This is a genomic window from Levilinea saccharolytica (genome assembly GCF_001306035.1).
GTDB classification, from domain to species: domain Bacteria; phylum Chloroflexota; class Anaerolineae; order Anaerolineales; family Anaerolineaceae; genus Levilinea; species Levilinea saccharolytica.
Genome location: NZ_LGCM01000045.1, coordinates 144,303 through 160,531, shown reverse-complemented (window position 1 = coordinate 160,531; position 16,229 = coordinate 144,303). Strand labels below are relative to the sequence as shown.

The 16,229-nt window shown below is 62.2% G+C and carries 9 protein-coding genes; 8 read left to right on the top strand and 1 reads right to left on the bottom strand.

All coding sequences use genetic code 11. From position 1 onward, the window contains the following. The first annotated feature begins 176 nt into the window (after positions 1–176). Complete coding sequence (locus tag ADN01_RS13525; RefSeq protein ID WP_075071199.1) at positions 177–821, top strand: hypothetical protein; 645 nt, start codon at positions 177–179, stop codon at positions 819–821. A gap of 81 nt (positions 822–902) precedes the next feature. Then, positions 903–1,361, top strand: coding sequence for a ClbS/DfsB family four-helix bundle protein (locus ADN01_RS13520; RefSeq protein ID WP_062417406.1), 459 nt, complete (start codon positions 903–905; stop codon positions 1,359–1,361). Between the two features lie 105 nt (positions 1,362–1,466). On the opposite strand, the gene glyS is transcribed toward ADN01_RS13520, so the two are convergent. After that, entirely contained in the window at positions 1,467–4,469 is a 3,003-nt protein-coding gene (gene glyS / locus ADN01_RS13515) for a glycine--tRNA ligase subunit beta (protein WP_062417405.1), read from the bottom strand. Positions 4,470–5,600: 1,131 nt separating this feature from the next. On the opposite strand from glyS, the gene ADN01_RS13510 reads away from it, so the two are divergent. From ADN01_RS13510 to ADN01_RS13480, 6 genes are all read left to right on the top strand, one after another. After that, entirely contained in the window at positions 5,601–8,471 is a 2,871-nt protein-coding gene (locus ADN01_RS13510; protein WP_160318427.1) for an immune inhibitor A domain-containing protein, read from the top strand. A 199-nt stretch (positions 8,472–8,670) separates the two neighbouring features. After that, entirely contained in the window at positions 8,671–9,510 is an 840-nt protein-coding gene (locus ADN01_RS18835; protein WP_082389734.1) for an SH3 domain-containing protein, read from the top strand. Positions 9,511–10,277: 767 nt separating this feature from the next. Beyond that, positions 10,278–11,315 (top strand): LacI family DNA-binding transcriptional regulator, encoded by a 1,038-nt coding sequence (locus ADN01_RS13495; protein ID WP_062417403.1) that lies wholly within the window; start codon positions 10,278–10,280, stop codon positions 11,313–11,315. A gap of 99 nt (positions 11,316–11,414) precedes the next feature. Next, positions 11,415–13,946, top strand: a complete 2,532-nt coding sequence (locus ADN01_RS13490) for an ABC transporter substrate-binding protein (protein WP_075071198.1) — start codon at positions 11,415–11,417, stop codon at positions 13,944–13,946. Between the two features lie 152 nt (positions 13,947–14,098). Next, complete coding sequence (locus ADN01_RS13485; RefSeq protein WP_201778683.1) at positions 14,099–15,013, top strand: carbohydrate ABC transporter permease; 915 nt, start codon at positions 14,099–14,101, stop codon at positions 15,011–15,013. Continuing rightward, on the top strand, positions 15,010–16,224 hold the full coding sequence (locus ADN01_RS13480) for a carbohydrate ABC transporter permease (protein WP_062417400.1): 1,215 nt from the start codon (positions 15,010–15,012) through the stop codon (positions 16,222–16,224). The genes ADN01_RS13485 and ADN01_RS13480 overlap by 4 nt, the downstream gene beginning before the upstream one ends. Positions 16,225–16,229 lie beyond the last annotated feature (5 nt).

The window sequence follows — 16,229 nt, the reverse complement described above, 5'->3', positions numbered from 1 at the left end:
GCCCAGGGCGCACACCACGATGATGCCGATGCCAAAGCCTCGTCGGTTCATGTTCTGAAAGTTAGCCACCCGGCTGAAAACGTTGTCCGCGGTGGGGGTCACCGTCAACGTGGCGGTGAGCGACGGTTCAGCCCCGCCCCACTCCCCCACCGCCCCCGCCCCTGCCGGAAGCCGCTGTGCAGAGCGCCGAAAAGCTCTATCAGTTGGGCAACCGCCCGGCTGCCATCCGCGATATCGTCAGCCGCAGCCACAAACTGACCCCCGAGCAATTGGACCGCCTGATGGCCCCCTATGAGACCCGCGAAACCCAGCGCCGCTCCCGCGCCTCGCGCAGCCTGATCATCGGCCTGGTAGCGGTGGTGCTGGTGTTGGCCTGCGTCATCGGCGGCTCGTTCGTCCTGCGCAGCCTGCTGGCCGTCCCGGGGCAAATCACTGATGCCGTCGAAGGCACCGCGCCCGCCAATACCCTGCCGCGCGAAAGCCTGCCTCCCCAATTGCAGACCCTGGTGCCCTCCGGCACCGAGTTGCTCCTGCCGCCCACCCCCGCCGTGCAGACTCTGCCCACCGGCGAGGCCCCCGTCTCCAGCGGCTGCCCGCGCACATCCGAAGACGCCGCGGCTCTCTTTGGCGGGCCTGCCCAGCGCTGGACCTCCAACAACAACGGCTGGGTCATCATCGGCACCGACCCCATTTCGGTGTATGTGCCGGAGAAAATGACCGCCGGGTATGTGGTGGTCGGCACCAGTATGGAAATGCGCTCCATCGCCGGGCCGGCTCGTCTGGAAAATGTGTACATGGTGGCCATCAACTGCACCTATTAAATCGTTCAACCCTTGCAGCACCAGTTGATTTACGCCGGTGCTTCGCCTTCCTGTTTCGATCATCCATGTGAGGACTCACCCATGAAATCACGCTCCGATCTAATCGCCAGTTTGCAGGACTCTCGCCGCCAGATGATGACCCTCCTGGATCAGGTGGACCTGAACCGCAAGGTGTACCCCCTGTGGACCATCCGCGAAATCCTGGCGCACATCTGCGGTTGGGATGACAGCCTGATCGCGATGGCTGCCTCGCTGAAGGCCCAGGATGTGCCCGCCACGCCCGCCATGCGCGGCGTGGATGTGTACAACGCCGAGACCGTGGCCACCCGTGAGGGGTTGGATTACGACCATATCTACCGCGAGTATGTCGAAACTCGCGCCAAGCTGATTGAACTGCTGAAGGAAATTCCTGACGAACTGCTCTTCCAGCCCTCCACCCTGCCCTGGGGTGCGGCGGGCAGCATGGCTGACGCGGTGGAAATTTTCAGCGAGCATGAGATCGAACACGCCGGGGATGTGAAAAAGCTGATGGCGGGGTAGGATGTGCCGCCCGCATTAAAAAGACGTTCCCCTACACCCCAGTAGAAACAAAACCGCCCCGCGAACTTGCACGGGGCGGTTGAAATATCCCAATCCAACCGGTGTCTAGAAGCCTTCCAGAGGCGAAAGGTCCGCCGCCCCCGCGGGCAAAGCCGCCACCCGCTGCAGCAGCCCCAAGCGGTTGGCGCGCACCTGCGGCTCCTCGGCCATCACCAGCACGGCCTCGAAGAAGCGGTTAATCACCGGCATGAGCGGCACAAAGGCCTGCAGCACATCCTCCACCGACCCGGCCCGGCGCGGCGCGGCCTCGGCCGCCTGCAGTGCCTGCCACAGCTCGGTTTCTGCTTCTTCGCAGAAGGCCTGCGGATCAATGCTGAAGCGCTCTTTCTGATCGCGGGTAATGCGCACGCAGCGCGAATAGGTGGGCAGAATGCTGGCCCAATCCGGGCGCTGCACCCAGGCCGTCAGCTCCTTCACCCCGCGCAAACAGCCCGCCGGGTTGCGCTTCTGCTCGGCCAACACCGCGTCCACCACATCAAAGCGGTAGCCCTGCTCCAGCAGCATGCCGCGCAGGCGGGCCACAATGAATTCCAGGCACTCGCCCTGCCCCTGCGGGCTGAGCGGAATGGGCAAAAATTCCGCCGCCAGGCGCAGCCCCTCTTCCAGGTCAAAATCCAGATCCCAATCCATCAGCATCTGCGCCAGCCCCAGGGCCGCGCGCCGCTGGGCAAAGGGGTCCTTGGTGCCGCTGGGGGCCAGCCCAGCCGCAAACAGACCCGCCAGGCTGTCCAGCCGGTCGGCCAACCCCACCACCAGCCCCGGCAGGCCGCGCGGCGAAGCGTCGCCCGTGAAGCGCGGCAGGTAATGTTCGTAAATGGCCTGGGCCACAGCTTCGGGCTCCTGGTCGTGGCGGGCGTAAAAGCGCCCCATCACCCCTTGCAGCGAGGTCATCTCCACCACCATGTGCGAAACCAGATCGGCCTTGCACAGGGCCGCGGCGCGCTGGGCAGCGGCGGCGTCGGCAGGCTGCAGATGCAGCTGCCCGGCCAGGCGTTCCACGATGCGCCCGATACGCTCGCTCTTGTCGAACATGGAGCCCAGTTTAAACTGGAAGGTGAGCGTCTTCAGGCGCGGGCGCAGATCTTCCAGACGGCCTTTCAAATCTTCTTCGATGAAGAAATGCGCGTCCGCAAAGCGCGCGCGGATCACCTGGGCGTTGCCGTCGGCCACCACATCCACATGCTGACCGTCCCCATTGCGCACTGCGATGAAATAGGGCAGCAGGCTGCCGTCCGCCTTGCGCACCGGGAAGTAGCGCTGATGCTTCTTCATCACCGAAACCAAGACCTCCTGCGGCAGGCTGAGGTGCGATTCTTCAAACGAACCGCGCAGAGCCGTGGGAGCTTCCACCAGGGCGGTGACCTCGTCCAACAAGTCTTCGTCCACCTGTTCCACCCCGCCCGCCTCGCGCATCAGCTGCCCCACCTGCGCAGCGATGGCCGCCCGGCGCTCCGCCGGGTCTAAGAGAATGCCCTGGGCCGCCAAAACCGGCAGATAGGCCTGCGGATTGGCAATTTCCATCTCGGCGGGAGTGTGGAAGCGCAGCCCGCGCGTCACCCGGCCGCTTTGCAGCCCGGCGTAGGTGAAGGGAACCACGCTGCCGCCCAGCAAAGCCAGCAGCCAGCGCAGCGGGCGCGAAAAGGCCACATTGCTGGCGTTCCAGCGCATGACCTTATCAAAGCGAATATCGGCCACCAGTTTGGGCAGCGCCTCGGCCAGCACCTCCAGGGCCGGGCGGCCGGGTTCAAACACGCGCGCCACAGCGTAAGTTCCGCCGTCCATCTCGCGCACTTCCAGCGCCGACACATCCAGCCCCTTGCCGCGCGCAAAACCGGCCGCGGCGGGGGTGGGCTGTCCCTGCGCGTCAAAGGCGCGGCTGGCGGGCGGGCCTTTATGCACCACCTCGCGGTCGGGCTGGCGTTCGGCCACCTGCGCCGCCATCACCACCAGGCGGCGGGGCGTGCCCCACACCTTGACCTCACCGTGAGTCAGGCGCAGATCGTCCAAAAGGGCCGGCACGCGCGCGCGCAGCTGCTCTAAAGCCCCGTGCAGATCCGCCGCGGGCAGTTCTTCGCTGCCGATCTCCAGCAGGAAATCCGCCGGGCCAGCCGGGTGCGCCTGGGGGGCGGCCGCCGCCGGGGCGGACGGCTGCGTTTGGGCGGCGGGCTCATCCACCAGCCAGGGATATCCCATGCTTTGCCGTTGGGCGGCGTAGGCCTCGGCCACACGCCGCGCCAGGTCGCGCATGCGCGAGAAGAAGGCCTGGCGTTCGGTCACGCCGATGGCCCCGCGCGTATCCAGGATGTTAAATGTGTGCGAGCATTTTAAGACGTAATCGTGGGCCGGCAGCACCAGACCCTGCGCCAGGGCCTGTTCACATTCGGCCTCGAACAGGGCGAACATCTGCCGCAGGCGTTCCACGTCGGCCACTTCGAAGTAATACTGGCTGTGTTCGCGTTCCCCCTGCAAATGCACATCCCCATAGGTGCGCTGCCCGTTCCAGCGGATGTCGCGGAAGTTGCGCACGTTTTGCAGGGCCATGGCGATGCGTTCCAACCCGTAGGTGATCTCCACCGCCACCGGGTCCACGGGCATGCCGCCCGCCTGCTGGAAATAAGTGAACTGGGTGATCTCCTGGCCGTCCAGCCAGACTTCCCAGCCCAGGCCCCAGGCGCCCAAAGCGGGGGATTCCCAGTTGTCTTCCACAAAACGGATGTCGTGCTGACGCGGGTCAATCCCCAGGGCCTCCAGGGATTTGAGGTACAGTTCCTGGGGGTTGCCCGGATCGGGCTTCAGGATCACCTGAAATTGGGTGTGCTGCTGCAGGCGGTTGGGGTTTTCGCCGTAGCGCCCGTCATCCGGCCGCACCGAAGGTTCCACATAGGCCACGTTCCACGGCTCCGGGCCGATGACGCGCAGGTAGGTGGCGGGGTTATAAGTTCCGGCGCCCACCTGGGTGTAATACGGCTGCCAGATTAAACAGCCCTGCGCGTTCCAGTACTGCTGCAGGGTGAGGATGATCGATTGAAAATCGAGAGGTTGAGACATGGCCGAGGCTCCTGGGGCTAAAGATCGGCTTTGATTATACCAGAGCATTGGGTGCAGGGGCGGGCAGCGGCGGTAGGGTGCATTCAGCTTCATCGAATGCACCGCTTAGACAGGGATTCGTTTAATTGCTTTCTTGGCGTTCTTTGCGCCTTGGCGGTGAAGAAACGTGTCTTTGAACCGCGGAGACGCCAAGGACGCAAAGGTGGGTGGGGTTCGTTGCCTCGTTTTCTTGGCGTTCTTTGCGCCTTGGCGGTGAAACGTGTCTTTGAACCGCGGAGGCGCCAAGGACGCAAAGGTGGGTGGGGTTCGTTGCCTCGTTTTCTTGGCACCCTTTGCGCCTTGGCGGTGAAACGTGTCTTTGAACCGCAGAGACGCCAAGGACGCAAAGGTGGGTGGGGTTCGTTGCCTCGTTTTCTTGGCACCCTTTGCGCCTTGGCGGTGAAACGTGTCTTTGAACCGCGGAGGCGCCAAGGACGCAAAGCAGAACTGGGGGAAAACGCTCGGTTCATCGAACGCACCTTTTGATTTTGCCCTGCTGGTGCGTCGGGGACGCCACCCTACCGGTTCCACCCCGAAAGGTAGAGATCGCCGCGCCCTCGAAGTGCGAGGGCACGCCGCTTCGCGGCTCGCGATGACATGGTTGGCGTAGAGATCGCCGCGCCCTCGAAGTGCGAGGCACGGGCAAAAAACGCCGCCCAAGCCGCCGGTTTTCGGTTGCCGCGGTGACAGGTTTAGCAGGGGTGCGAACGTGCCCGTACGACCACCATCGTCCCCCCTTTCAGCACCTGTTCCGCGGGCATCAAAAGTATTGCTTTTTTAGATTTTCGGTGCTAAGATTAATTCACATTAATCTGTTCGTAATCCATCTGTCCTCATATTTAACGGTAATTTCATAACGCCGCGAGCCTAACACGAGAAACAGCAACGCAAGCGCTGGTTATAGAAGCTCAGGCACAGCCCGCCTTTGGGTTGTGATCCTCTTGCTTTCAAATGGGGGATGCAAGCATGGGTAGCATGCTATTTACTAAGAGGAGGTGACCCTGGTAATAAGCGTAATCCGCACAGATGTTCCGTTGTAGACAGGCTTCTCGACCGAGAACCACGAACCTTATTTACCCAATGGAGGGAAACATGCTTCGTAAGTTGTTTTATGTCGTTATGATCGCAGCGCTGGTCATTGGCCTGCCTGCCGTCATGCCCGAACCTGCGGCCGTCAAGGCCATCGGCGCGCAAGAAATCGCCGGCATTCACCTGGTTCCGCCCCGCGGCGATCAGATGAAGCAAATCATCGAAAAAGAAGAAGCTCGCGTTGGTGGTGACACTGACAAAGCCAAAGAGAATGTCATCAAGGCCTTCTCCAAAAAATCGGACACCTGGGTCAACCCCGAGATGGCCGAGCGCGCCCTGCAGTACGAAGCCGGCGTGAACAGCCAGATCGACTCCCAGGGCGGCATCCTCAAAGGCAAAGTCCAAAAAGTCTCCGTCAAAATCCTGGCCATGGCTGTGCAATTCACCGATGAGAATGAACAAATTGATGTGGAACGCGCGATAGACCACGACAATGACCCCGACACCCCTAAAATATGCGTGAGGTTCGATGAAATCCACTCCGGCCCCCAGCAGGGCGAAATCGAAGAGCCCGTCGGCCCGGATGATGTGGAAGAAGGCATGCCCTACGACAACAACACCGTGTGGTACACCCCCGCTCAGACCGCCAGCATGAAGTTCTACGAAAGCATGATCTTCGGCTACAAGGGCGCTGGTCGTGTCCGCATGGACCTGATTGACCCCCGCGACGGCAAGCCCGGCATCAACCTGAAGGGCGTCACTGTTCAGGATTACTACGACAAAGTCGCTGGCAAGGGCAACGTCAAACTCTCCGGTAAGGTCGTGGGCTGGATCCAATCCGACCACTCCGAAGCCTTCTACGGCGCCGACAACTGCGCTGAGGAACACGCGGGCGGCACCTGGGCGGATCTGGATGACAACCCCGATACCCCCAAGACGCGCGTCTATCCCGCCCACCTGGTCAAGGAAAGCGTTGAGAAATACAACGCCACCTTCGCCACCCCCGCGGCTGCCTGGAAGTTCTGGAAGCAATATGACGCCAACAAAGACGGCCTGGTGGACACCTTCTGGATGATCCATGCCGGTATGGGCCAGGAAGCTGGCGGCGGCGCCCAGGGCGACGACTCCATCTGGTCGCACTCCTCGGATGTGCGCTATTACCTGCCCGAAGCTCTCTACGCCTACGAAGATGATCCCGCCAACCCCAATGACTGGTCCATCCAGGTTGGCCCCTACACCTTCCAGCCCGAAAACGCTGAAGTGGGCGTCTTCTCGGAAGAGTTCGGCCACAACGTCTTTGGCCTCCCCGATCTGTACGTGACCGACGGCGCCCAGGGCTCCATCGCTTTCTGGAGCATCATGGAATCGGGCGCCTGGGGTGGTTGGCTGGGCGGTACCCAGCCTTTGGGTATGCCCCTGTGGTTCCGCATGATCGCGGACTGCGGCGGCGTGGCCTGCAACTGGGACAAACCCCTCTTCAACCGGATGTATGCGGATCCTGAAGAGAAAACCACCATCGCTGCTCTCGAAGGCGCCCCGCGCGGTGCCATCAAGGGCGCGCGTATTAACCTGCCCCGCATGTGGGAGACCATCCCCAACCCGGTCGGCACCGGCATCGCCATTCATTCTGGCGCTGGCCGCGATATGACCGACGTGACCATGGATTTCACCTTTGACGTACCGGCCGCCCCCGCCACCAACATCCTCACCATCCCCAGCAATTACGACATCGAAGAGGATTGGGACTACGGCTATGTCATGATCAAAGACAACAGCGACCCGGCCAACCCGTTCGTCTCTTTGAACGACCTGGACGGCATCCTCACCGACAGCAACCCCAACGGCAACCTCGACCCCGGGGCCTACGGCCTGACCGGCTCGGGCAGGGCTGACCTGCAATTTGACCTGGCGGCGTATGCGGGCAAGAACGTGACCCTGCGCCTGCGCTACGAAACCGATGCGGCTGTTTCGCAGAACGGTTGGTTCGTGGACGACATCATGCTCGACACCGAAGTCCTGGCCGACTTCGACACCGTCGGCACGCTGGATGAGTGGACCAACTCCGATCCGGGTTGGATGACAGTCCCCACCACCAAATCCTACAGCCAGTATTACCTGGTGGAACTGCGCAACAACGGCCGCTATGACGGCAGCGCCCGCACGGCCTATGTCACGACCCATGAAGAGACCATGATCGACCCCGACGGCGACGGCACCTATGACACCCCCGCTGACATCTGGATGGTGGACCGCGTGCCCTACAACATCCCTGCGGCGCTGATCTACTACCGCAACACCAAGTACGGCAGCACCTACGCCCAGCGCGGTTATTACGGCGACCTGCCCTCCTACGGCCCCAAATACCAGCTGCTGCTGGTGGACGTGAACGAAGAAGCCGTGCGCGCCTTTGACCCGGCTGCGCCTGTGCAGAACTTCGACAGCTGGCTCTTCTCCTTCAACGCCCGCGTGGGTTCCTATGACGCCGGCCTGACCATGCAGCCGGTGGAAGGCTTTGAAATCAGCCGAGCGAAGTATATTGCAGACTACGATGAAAATGGTAAGCCGATATACGCGTATGTGGAGAATTTGGAGTATCCTGGCAAGCCCGCCACGACCGTCTTCGACGACCGCCAGGGCTACTACCCCGGCTTCTTTTATGCCGACGGCCGCTGGTATTTAAGCAACCGCGACGGCTCCGCGGTGATCCCCGCGGTGGATATGTACTCCACCCGCGTCACCGACTTCGACGGCAATCCCTTGACAGCGAAGTACGGCTCGACGCTTCTATCGATACTGCCGCATTACTTCGGCAGCGGCAACCCCGGCGACGAAGGTCAGCAGTACGGTGTGATGATCGAGCTGTTGGGCGTCAACAAGCCCGGCAACAAGGCCATCATCAAGATGTGGAACTCCACCTACGGGATGGAGAACTAGTCTTCGCTTGAGCTTTGTACAGTAAGGCAGCGGCGGCCAGGCATCTGGCCGCCGCTTTTTTGTGCCCGCGCCCCATCCATTTTTGCGGTTTCAAGCTGCATTCCACGGGGAAAATGCCGCTGCGGGGCCGCGCTGGGCCTCAAGCTCTTGTATAATGGAATCGTGCAATTCTGATCTCAGCCCGCCGGGAAGACCCTTCATGAAACCTGCCTGGATCCTCATCGCCATCTGTCTATGCGCCTGTCTGGCGGCCTGCGGCCCCGACCCCCAGTCTCTGCCCGCCACCGAAACAGCCATCGCGGCGCGCATCTACGCCACCCTGACCGCCTCGGCCCCCACCATCACCCCCGAGGCCACCATCACCCCGCCCCCGCCGCCCAGCCCCACCCCCACCTCCAGCCCCACGCCGCTGCCCCAGGGACAGGTGCAGGCCAGCGTGCTCAATCTGCGCGCCGGGCCGGGCACGCAGTATGAATCCCTGCTCAGCTTGCAGCGCGGCATGTTGGTGGACCTGGCCGGGCAGTATAACCAGTGTGAGTGGATCAAAATCCGCGTGGAGGGACAGCAGGAAGGCTGGGTGAAGGGGGGCGACGGTTTCCTCACCTTCCCGCTGGCCTGCGCCAACCTGCCCTCCGGCACTTTCCGCCCCCTCAACGGCAGCCTGCTGGCTGATACGCGCACCCGCCCGGGCATGGGTTTTTTGTCACTGCAAAACCAGACCTCAGCCGATGCCCTGGTGTTCCTCAATGAGGATTCGGGAACGCCCCAACTGGCCTTTTATGTGCGCAGCATGGAGACCTTTGACCTGAGCGGCATCCCTAACGGCAGCTATCAGGTGTTTGTAGCCCGCGGGACGGAGTGGAATGGGGATGCGCGCGCCTTTGAGCGCCTGGAAGAGACCCTGCGCATGCAGGAGAAGCTGGTGTTCAAGAGCGCGGCCGGGCAGGCCAGCCTGTGGACGCTGATCCTGCGCACCCTGGCGGGCAGCACCGAAAACGCCCTGCCCATTTCGCCTGCCGAGTTCCCGCCCCTGCCGTAAGGATGTCATCGCGAGGCCCCGCCGTTTGGGGCCGTGGCGATCTCTTCTCGGAATGGGACGAGGGCACGCCCTCGAAGGACGAGGGTACGCCCTCGAAGTACGAGGGCACGGGCAAACCGCGCCCGTGCCCCTACACGTGCAATTCCGGTTTAGGTTTTCCCATCTGCGAAATCTGCGCAATCTGCGTCATCTGCGGAAAAATTCGTAGCGAGGGCACGGGCACACCTCGCCCGTGCCCCTACACGTGCGATTCCGGGTTAGGTTTTTCCCATCTGCGCAATCTGCGTCATCTGCGGATCATTCTTTCTGCGTCTTCCGCGGATCATTCCCGCCCGTGCCCCTACACACGCGGTTCCAGGTTAGGTTTTCCCATCTGCGAAATCTGCGCAATCTGCGGATAAGGGTTCGTTCCGGTTTTTTGGTTTTTATCTGCGAAATCTGCGTCATCTGCGGATACATTATGAGGGCACGCCCTCGAAGCGCGAGGGCACGGGCACACCGCGCCCGTGCCCCTACATGTGCAATTCCGGTTTAGGTTTTCTCATTTGTGTAATCTGCGCAATCTGCGGATAAATTCGTAGTGCGAGGGCACGGGCAAACCGCGCCCGTGCCCCTACACGTGCAATTCCGGTTTAGGTTTTTCCCATCTGCGCAATCTGCGCAATTTGCGGATAAATGACGACTCAAAACTCCCTCTTGACTCTCGCTTTAAAACTTGCTATATTATTAACACGCGTTACTAACGCGCGTTATCCAGGAGCCTATCCATGACCGCAGCCAAACGCATCACCAGCAAAGACGTTGCCCAACGGGCCGGGGTCTCTCGCACCACCGTCTCCTTTGTGCTAAACAACGTGGACGGCGTGCAAATCAGCCCCGAAACCCGCCAGCGCGTCCTGCAGGCCGCCGCCGAATTGAATTACATCCCCGACGCCTCCGCCCAATCCCTGGCCTCCGGCCGCGCCCACGCCCTGGGCCTGGTCATGTCGCGCCACCCCCGCCAGATCGCCTCCGATGCCTTCCTCTCGCAGATGCTCGACAATCTCGTGCGTGAGGCCAACCGCTGCGGCATGCGCATCTTGCTGGAGGTGCTGGACGAAAACAGCCCCGCGGAGCGCTTCCTGAACCTGATCCGCTCCAAGCGCATGGACGGCATCCTCTATTCCGGGCCGCGCTTCGACGACACCGCCCTGGAGATCATCCACAAACACAAATTCCCCACCGTGCTCATGGGCCAATTCCCCGGCGCGCCCTTCTGCTGGGTCGACGTGGACAGCCGCGCCGCCGCCAAACGCGCCACCGAGCACCTTATCCGCCTGGGTCACCAGCGCGTGGGCTGCATCACCAACGCCATGCCCACCTACACCGCCTCCATGCAGCGCCTATCGGGTTATCAAGACGCCCTCAGCGAAGCGGGCATCCCCCTCAACGACCGCCTGGTGCGCTTTGGCGATTTCGACCTCGAATCCGGCTATCACCAGATGACCAGCCTGCTGCAGGAAGCCGAACGCCCCACCGCCGTTTTCGTGGCCAGCGACGTGCTGGCTGCCGGAGCGCTGGCCGCCGCCCGTCAGGCCGGGCTGAATATCCCCCGCGATCTGGCCCTGGTCGGCTTTGATGATATCCCCCTGGCGCGCTACCTGGATCCGCCCCTCACCACCGTGCACCTGCCGGTCACCGCGCTGGTGAGCGCGGCCACCGAAATGCTCTTTCAGTTGATTGAAGGCCAACAGCCCGAACCGGCCAATATGCTGTTGGACACCCATCTGGTCATTCGCCGCTCCTGCGGTCTGAACGCTCAATAAAACTTTAGTCGCAGCCAATTTTAGCTTCACCGCAACAGCGTCCGATTGATGCAACCGGTCGTCCGGATTTACGTTCTCTATTTCAAGGAGGAACCCCCCATGAGTAAGCGTTTTGTTTCCTGGCTGAGCCTGGTGATGGTATTGGCGATCGCCCTGGGCGCATGCACGCCTGCCGCCACCCCGGCCCCCACTCAGCCCCCGGCTGAGCCGCCCGCCGCCCAGCCCCCCGCCGCCCCGTCTGCCCCTGCGGTTGACTGCATGGGCGCCAAGGCTGGCGACAAAGTCACCGTCATGTACCAGTGGTCCGGCGGTGAAGAAGAAAAAATCAACACCATCTTCAAGCCCCTGGTAGACGCCTGCGGCATTGAGATCGTGGCCGAATCCACCCGCGACGCGGCTGTGCTGGACACCAAAGCCAAGTCCACCCCGCCGGATGTCCTCTTCTGGCCCTCCACCGCCCCCCTCAATCTCTACGGCGCGCAGCTGAAAGACCTGGCCTCCCTGGGCGCTTCTGCGGACAACTACGCCAAGTTCTGGCAGGACCTGGGCTCCATGGACGGCAAATGGCTGGCCGTGCCCGTCAAGGCCGACATCAAGTCCATCGTCTGGTACTCCCCCGTCCAGTTTGAAGCCTTCGGCTACACGCCTCCCGCTACCTTTGAAGAGCTTGAAGCCCTGGTGGAGAAAATGATCGCTGACGGCAACATCCCCTGGTCGATGGGCATGGAATCCGGCGCAGCCACCGGTTGGACCGGCTCCGACTTCATCCAGGACATCCTCCTCGCCCAGCAAGGCCCGCAGTACGTCATGGATCTCATCTCCGGCAAGGTCGCCTATAACGACGCCGGGGTGGTCAAGGCCTACGAAACCTACGCCAAATGGGCCGCTTCCGACAAGCACACCGTCGGCGGCGCCACCGGCACTGTCTCTACCCCCTTCCTGGATGCCATCTACAAGGTCTTCGCCGATCCCGCCGAGGCCATGATGGTCAAGCAGTCCGGTTTCGCCGGCGGTGAGGTGGCCAAGAAGTTCCCCACCCTTGAATACGGCACCGACTACGATTTCTTCCCCTTCCCCGGCGCCAAGGGTATGCAGGGCGGGGCCGACTACATGATGGCCTTCTCGGACTCCCCGGCTGCTAAGGCTCTGGTGGGCTACCTCACCGGTGCCGCGGGCGCTGAGACCTGGGCCTCTGTCGGCTTTGACCTCTCCCCCAACAAGCTGGCCGACGGCAAGTACACCGACGCCCAACTCACCAAGAAGGCCGCTGCCCTCTCCGCCGCCGCGGGTTTCACCCCCGACCTGGGCGACACCATCCCCGCTCCCTTCGGTGAAGCCGAATGGAAGGCCATCATCGCCGTCGTGCAGGGTACCGCCGCCGCTGAGGCGCTGGCCCCCGCCGCCGCCGCGCAGATGGAAGCCCTGGGCGCCAAGCCCGCCGCCGCCGTGATTGACTGCATGGGCGCCAAGGCTGGCGACAAAGTCACCGTCCTGTACCAGTGGTCTGGCGGTGAAGAAGAAAAAATCAACACCATCTTCAAGCCCCTGGTGGATGCCTGCGGCATTGAGATCGTGGCTGAATCCACCCGCGACGCGGCTGTGCTGGACACCAAAGCCAAGTCCACCCCGCCGGATGTCCTCTTCTGGCCCTCCACCGCCCCCCTCAACCTCTACGGGGCGCAGCTGAAAGACCTGGCCTCCCTGGGCGCTTCTGCGGATAACTACGCCAAGTTCTGGCAGGACCTGGGCTCCATGGACGGCAAATGGCTGGCCGTGCCCGTCAAGGCCGACATCAAGTCCATCGTCTGGTACTCCCCCGTCCAGTTTGAAGCCTTCGGCTACACGCCTCCCGCCACCTTCGAAGAGCTTGAAGCCCTGGTGGAGAAAATGATCGCCGACGGCAACATCCCCTGGTCGATGGGCATGGAATCCGGCGCCGCCACCGGTTGGACTGGCTCCGACTTCATCCAGGATATCCTCCTCGCCCAGCAAGGCCCGCAGTACGTCATGGATCTCATCTCCGGCAAGGTCGCCTATAACGACGCCGGGGTGGTCAAGGCTTACGAAACCTACGCCAAATGGGCCGCTTCCGACAAGCACACCGTCGGCGGCGCCACCGGCACTGTCTCCACTCCCTTCCTGGATGCCATCTACAAGGTCTTCGCCGATCCCGCCGAGGCCATGATGGTCAAGCAGTCCGGTTTCGCCGGTGGTGAGGTGGCCAAGAAGTTCCCCACCCTCGAATACGGCACCGACTATGATTTCTTCCCCTTCCCCGGCGCCAAGGGCATGCAGGGTGGGGCCGACTACATGATGGCCTTCTCGGACTCACCCGCTGCCAAGGCTCTGGTGGGCTACCTCACCGGTGCCGCCGGTGCCGAGACCTGGGCCTCTGTCGGCTTTGACCTCTCCCCCAACAAGCTGGCCGACGGCAAATACACCGACGCCCAGCTCACCAAGAAGGCCGCTGCCCTCTCCGCCGCCGCGGGTTTCACCCCTGACCTGGGCGACACCATCCCTGCTCCCTTCGGTGAAGCCGAATGGAAGGCCATCATCGCCGTCGTGCAGGGTACCGCCGCCGCTGAGGCGCTGGCCCCTGCCGCCGCCGCGCAGGCCGAAGCCTTGAAATAAACTGTTTTCAGGGGATGGGGCGTTTCCGCCCCATCCCCTCCCCCCGTTCGACTCCAAACCCACTTCACCCCTGTTTCACCCCGCCATACCGCCGCATCGCGAGCGAATGAACCCTTTCAAGCTGCCCCCGCGGGCCGCGAAGGAGAAACCGAATGAACACTCCAACGATCATGAAACAAAGCCGCTGGGTTCCGTGGCTGTACCTGGCCCCGGCTTTGTTGGTCATGGCGGTGTTTGTGCTGTACCCCATGTTCAACACCTTTGTCTTGAGTTTCATGGACAAAACCGGCACGCAGTCGGCTGCGGTGAGCTGCGTCGCGGGTCAGCCCTGCTGGGGCTCCTTTGAAAATTACCGCTACGCCCTCACCAACCCTGAAATGCTGCAAGCCCTGCGCAATAATGCCTTGTGGCTGCTGCTGATGGTTCCCGGCACGGTCATCACCGGCCTGCTGTTCGCCGTGCTGGCCGACCGGGTGCGCTATGAGGCCCTGGCCAAAGCCATCATCTTTATGCCCATGGCCATCTCCTTTGTGGGCGCGGGCATCATCTGGCGCTTCGTGTACTACATCGAAACCGGCTCCGGCCAACAGATCGGCCTGCTCAACGCCGTGCTGGTGGCCTTTGGCGGCCAGCCGGTGGCCTGGCTGAGCAACCCCGCCTTTAACAATTTTGCCCTGATGATCGTGGGCGTATGGCTGTGGGCGGGCTTTTGCATGACGATCCTCTCCGCGGCCTTAAAATCGGTGCCCGCTGAAATCTTAGAGGCAGCCCGCGTGGACGGTGCGCGCGAAGTGGAAGTCTTTTTCCAAATCATGCTGCCCATCATCATGCCCACCATCCTGGTGGTCACCACCACCATGGTCATCAACGTCCTCAAGATCTTCGATATCGTTTTCGTGCTCACCGGCGGCAATTTTGGCACCGAAGTCATCGCCAACCGTATGTTCAAGTTGATTGTCACCGACACCGGCCGCTCCATGGCCATCGCCGTGCTGCTGGTGCTGCTCACCATCCCGGTGCTGATCTTCAACGTCAACCGCTTCCGCCAGCAGGAGGCTTCGCGATGAAACCCTTCCAGCGGCTTAACCGCATTTTCAACCATCTGCCGGTGCATCTGGCTCTGATTTTGATGTGCGTGGCGTGGGTACTGCCTACGATGGGCCTGTTTGTCACCTCCTTTCGCAACAGCGAAGACGTGCGCACCACCGGTTGGTGGACGGCCCTGGCCGCCCGCCAGACCCCCGGCGAGCCGGAATACACCACCTACTGCGCCTCCTGCCACGGGGCCGACGGCAAAGCCCTGCCCGCCGCCGATTTGAGCGACCCGACTTTGATCGAAAAATATCCGCGCTCCAACCGCCTGTTGGCCATGCTGCGCAAAGAAATCAACGGCCAGCCGCATCTAACCGACCCCGCCCTGCCCGAAAACCCTAACGAGGCCCTGGAAAAGCTCTCCCCCATCCTGACCTATATGCAGGACTTCTCCGGCAGCAGTCAGGACCAGTCGCGCTTCACCCTGCGCAACTATGCTGACGCGCTGGTGGGCTATAAAGGCACGCAAAACTACCTCACCGATTGTGAACAGGGGGTCGAAAGCGCCCTGAGCAAGTTCAAATGCACCGCCGCCGACCTGCTTAACCCCGAAGGCATGGGGCGTGCCTTTGTGAACTCGCTGCTGGTGGCCGTGCCCTCCACCCTGCTGCCCATTCTGCTGGCGGCCTTCGCGGCCTACGCCTTCGCCTGGATGGATTTCAAGGGCCGCATGTGGCTGTTTGCCCTGCTGGTGGGGCTGCAAATCGTCCCCCTGCAAATGACCCTGGTGCCCATCGCGCGCATGTACGTCAGCCTGGGCATGGAAGGCAGCTTCATCGGGATCTGGCTTTTCCACACCGGTTTCGGTCTGCCCTACGCCATCTATCTGCTGCGCAACTATCTCAGCGGTCTGCCCAAAGAGGTGTTTGAATCCGTCTATCTGGACGGGGCCAACCATTGGACCGCCTTCTGGCAGCTGGCCATTCCTTTGGCCACCCCCGCCATCGCCTCGCTGGCCATCTTCCAATTCCTGTGGATTTGGAACGACTTCCTGGTGGCCAAGATCTTCCTGTCCAATAACCCCGTGCTCACCGTACAGATCACCAATTTGATTGACCCGCGCGGCGGCAACTGGCATATCCTCACCGGCGCGGCCTTCTTGTCCTTCCTGGTTCCTATGATCGTTTTCTTCGGCTTCCAGCGCTACTTTGTGCGCGGGATGCTGGCCGGCTCGGTAAAGGGCTAGGCCCA

Coding starts and splice junctions, on each gene's coding strand:
- ADN01_RS13520 (WP_062417406.1), top strand. CDS start 903: ATGAAATCACGCTCCGATCTAATCGCCAGTTTGCAGGACTCTCGCCGC.
- glyS (WP_062417405.1), bottom strand. CDS start 4,469: ATGTCTCAACCTCTCGATTTTCAATCGATCATCCTCACCCTGCAGCAG.
- ADN01_RS13510 (WP_160318427.1), top strand. CDS start 5,601: ATGCTTCGTAAGTTGTTTTATGTCGTTATGATCGCAGCGCTGGTCATT.
- ADN01_RS18835 (WP_082389734.1), top strand. CDS start 8,671: ATGAAACCTGCCTGGATCCTCATCGCCATCTGTCTATGCGCCTGTCTG.
- ADN01_RS13495 (WP_062417403.1), top strand. CDS start 10,278: ATGACCGCAGCCAAACGCATCACCAGCAAAGACGTTGCCCAACGGGCC.
- ADN01_RS13490 (WP_075071198.1), top strand. CDS start 11,415: ATGAGTAAGCGTTTTGTTTCCTGGCTGAGCCTGGTGATGGTATTGGCG.
- ADN01_RS13485 (WP_201778683.1), top strand. CDS start 14,099: ATGAACACTCCAACGATCATGAAACAAAGCCGCTGGGTTCCGTGGCTG.
- ADN01_RS13480 (WP_062417400.1), top strand. CDS start 15,010: ATGAAACCCTTCCAGCGGCTTAACCGCATTTTCAACCATCTGCCGGTG.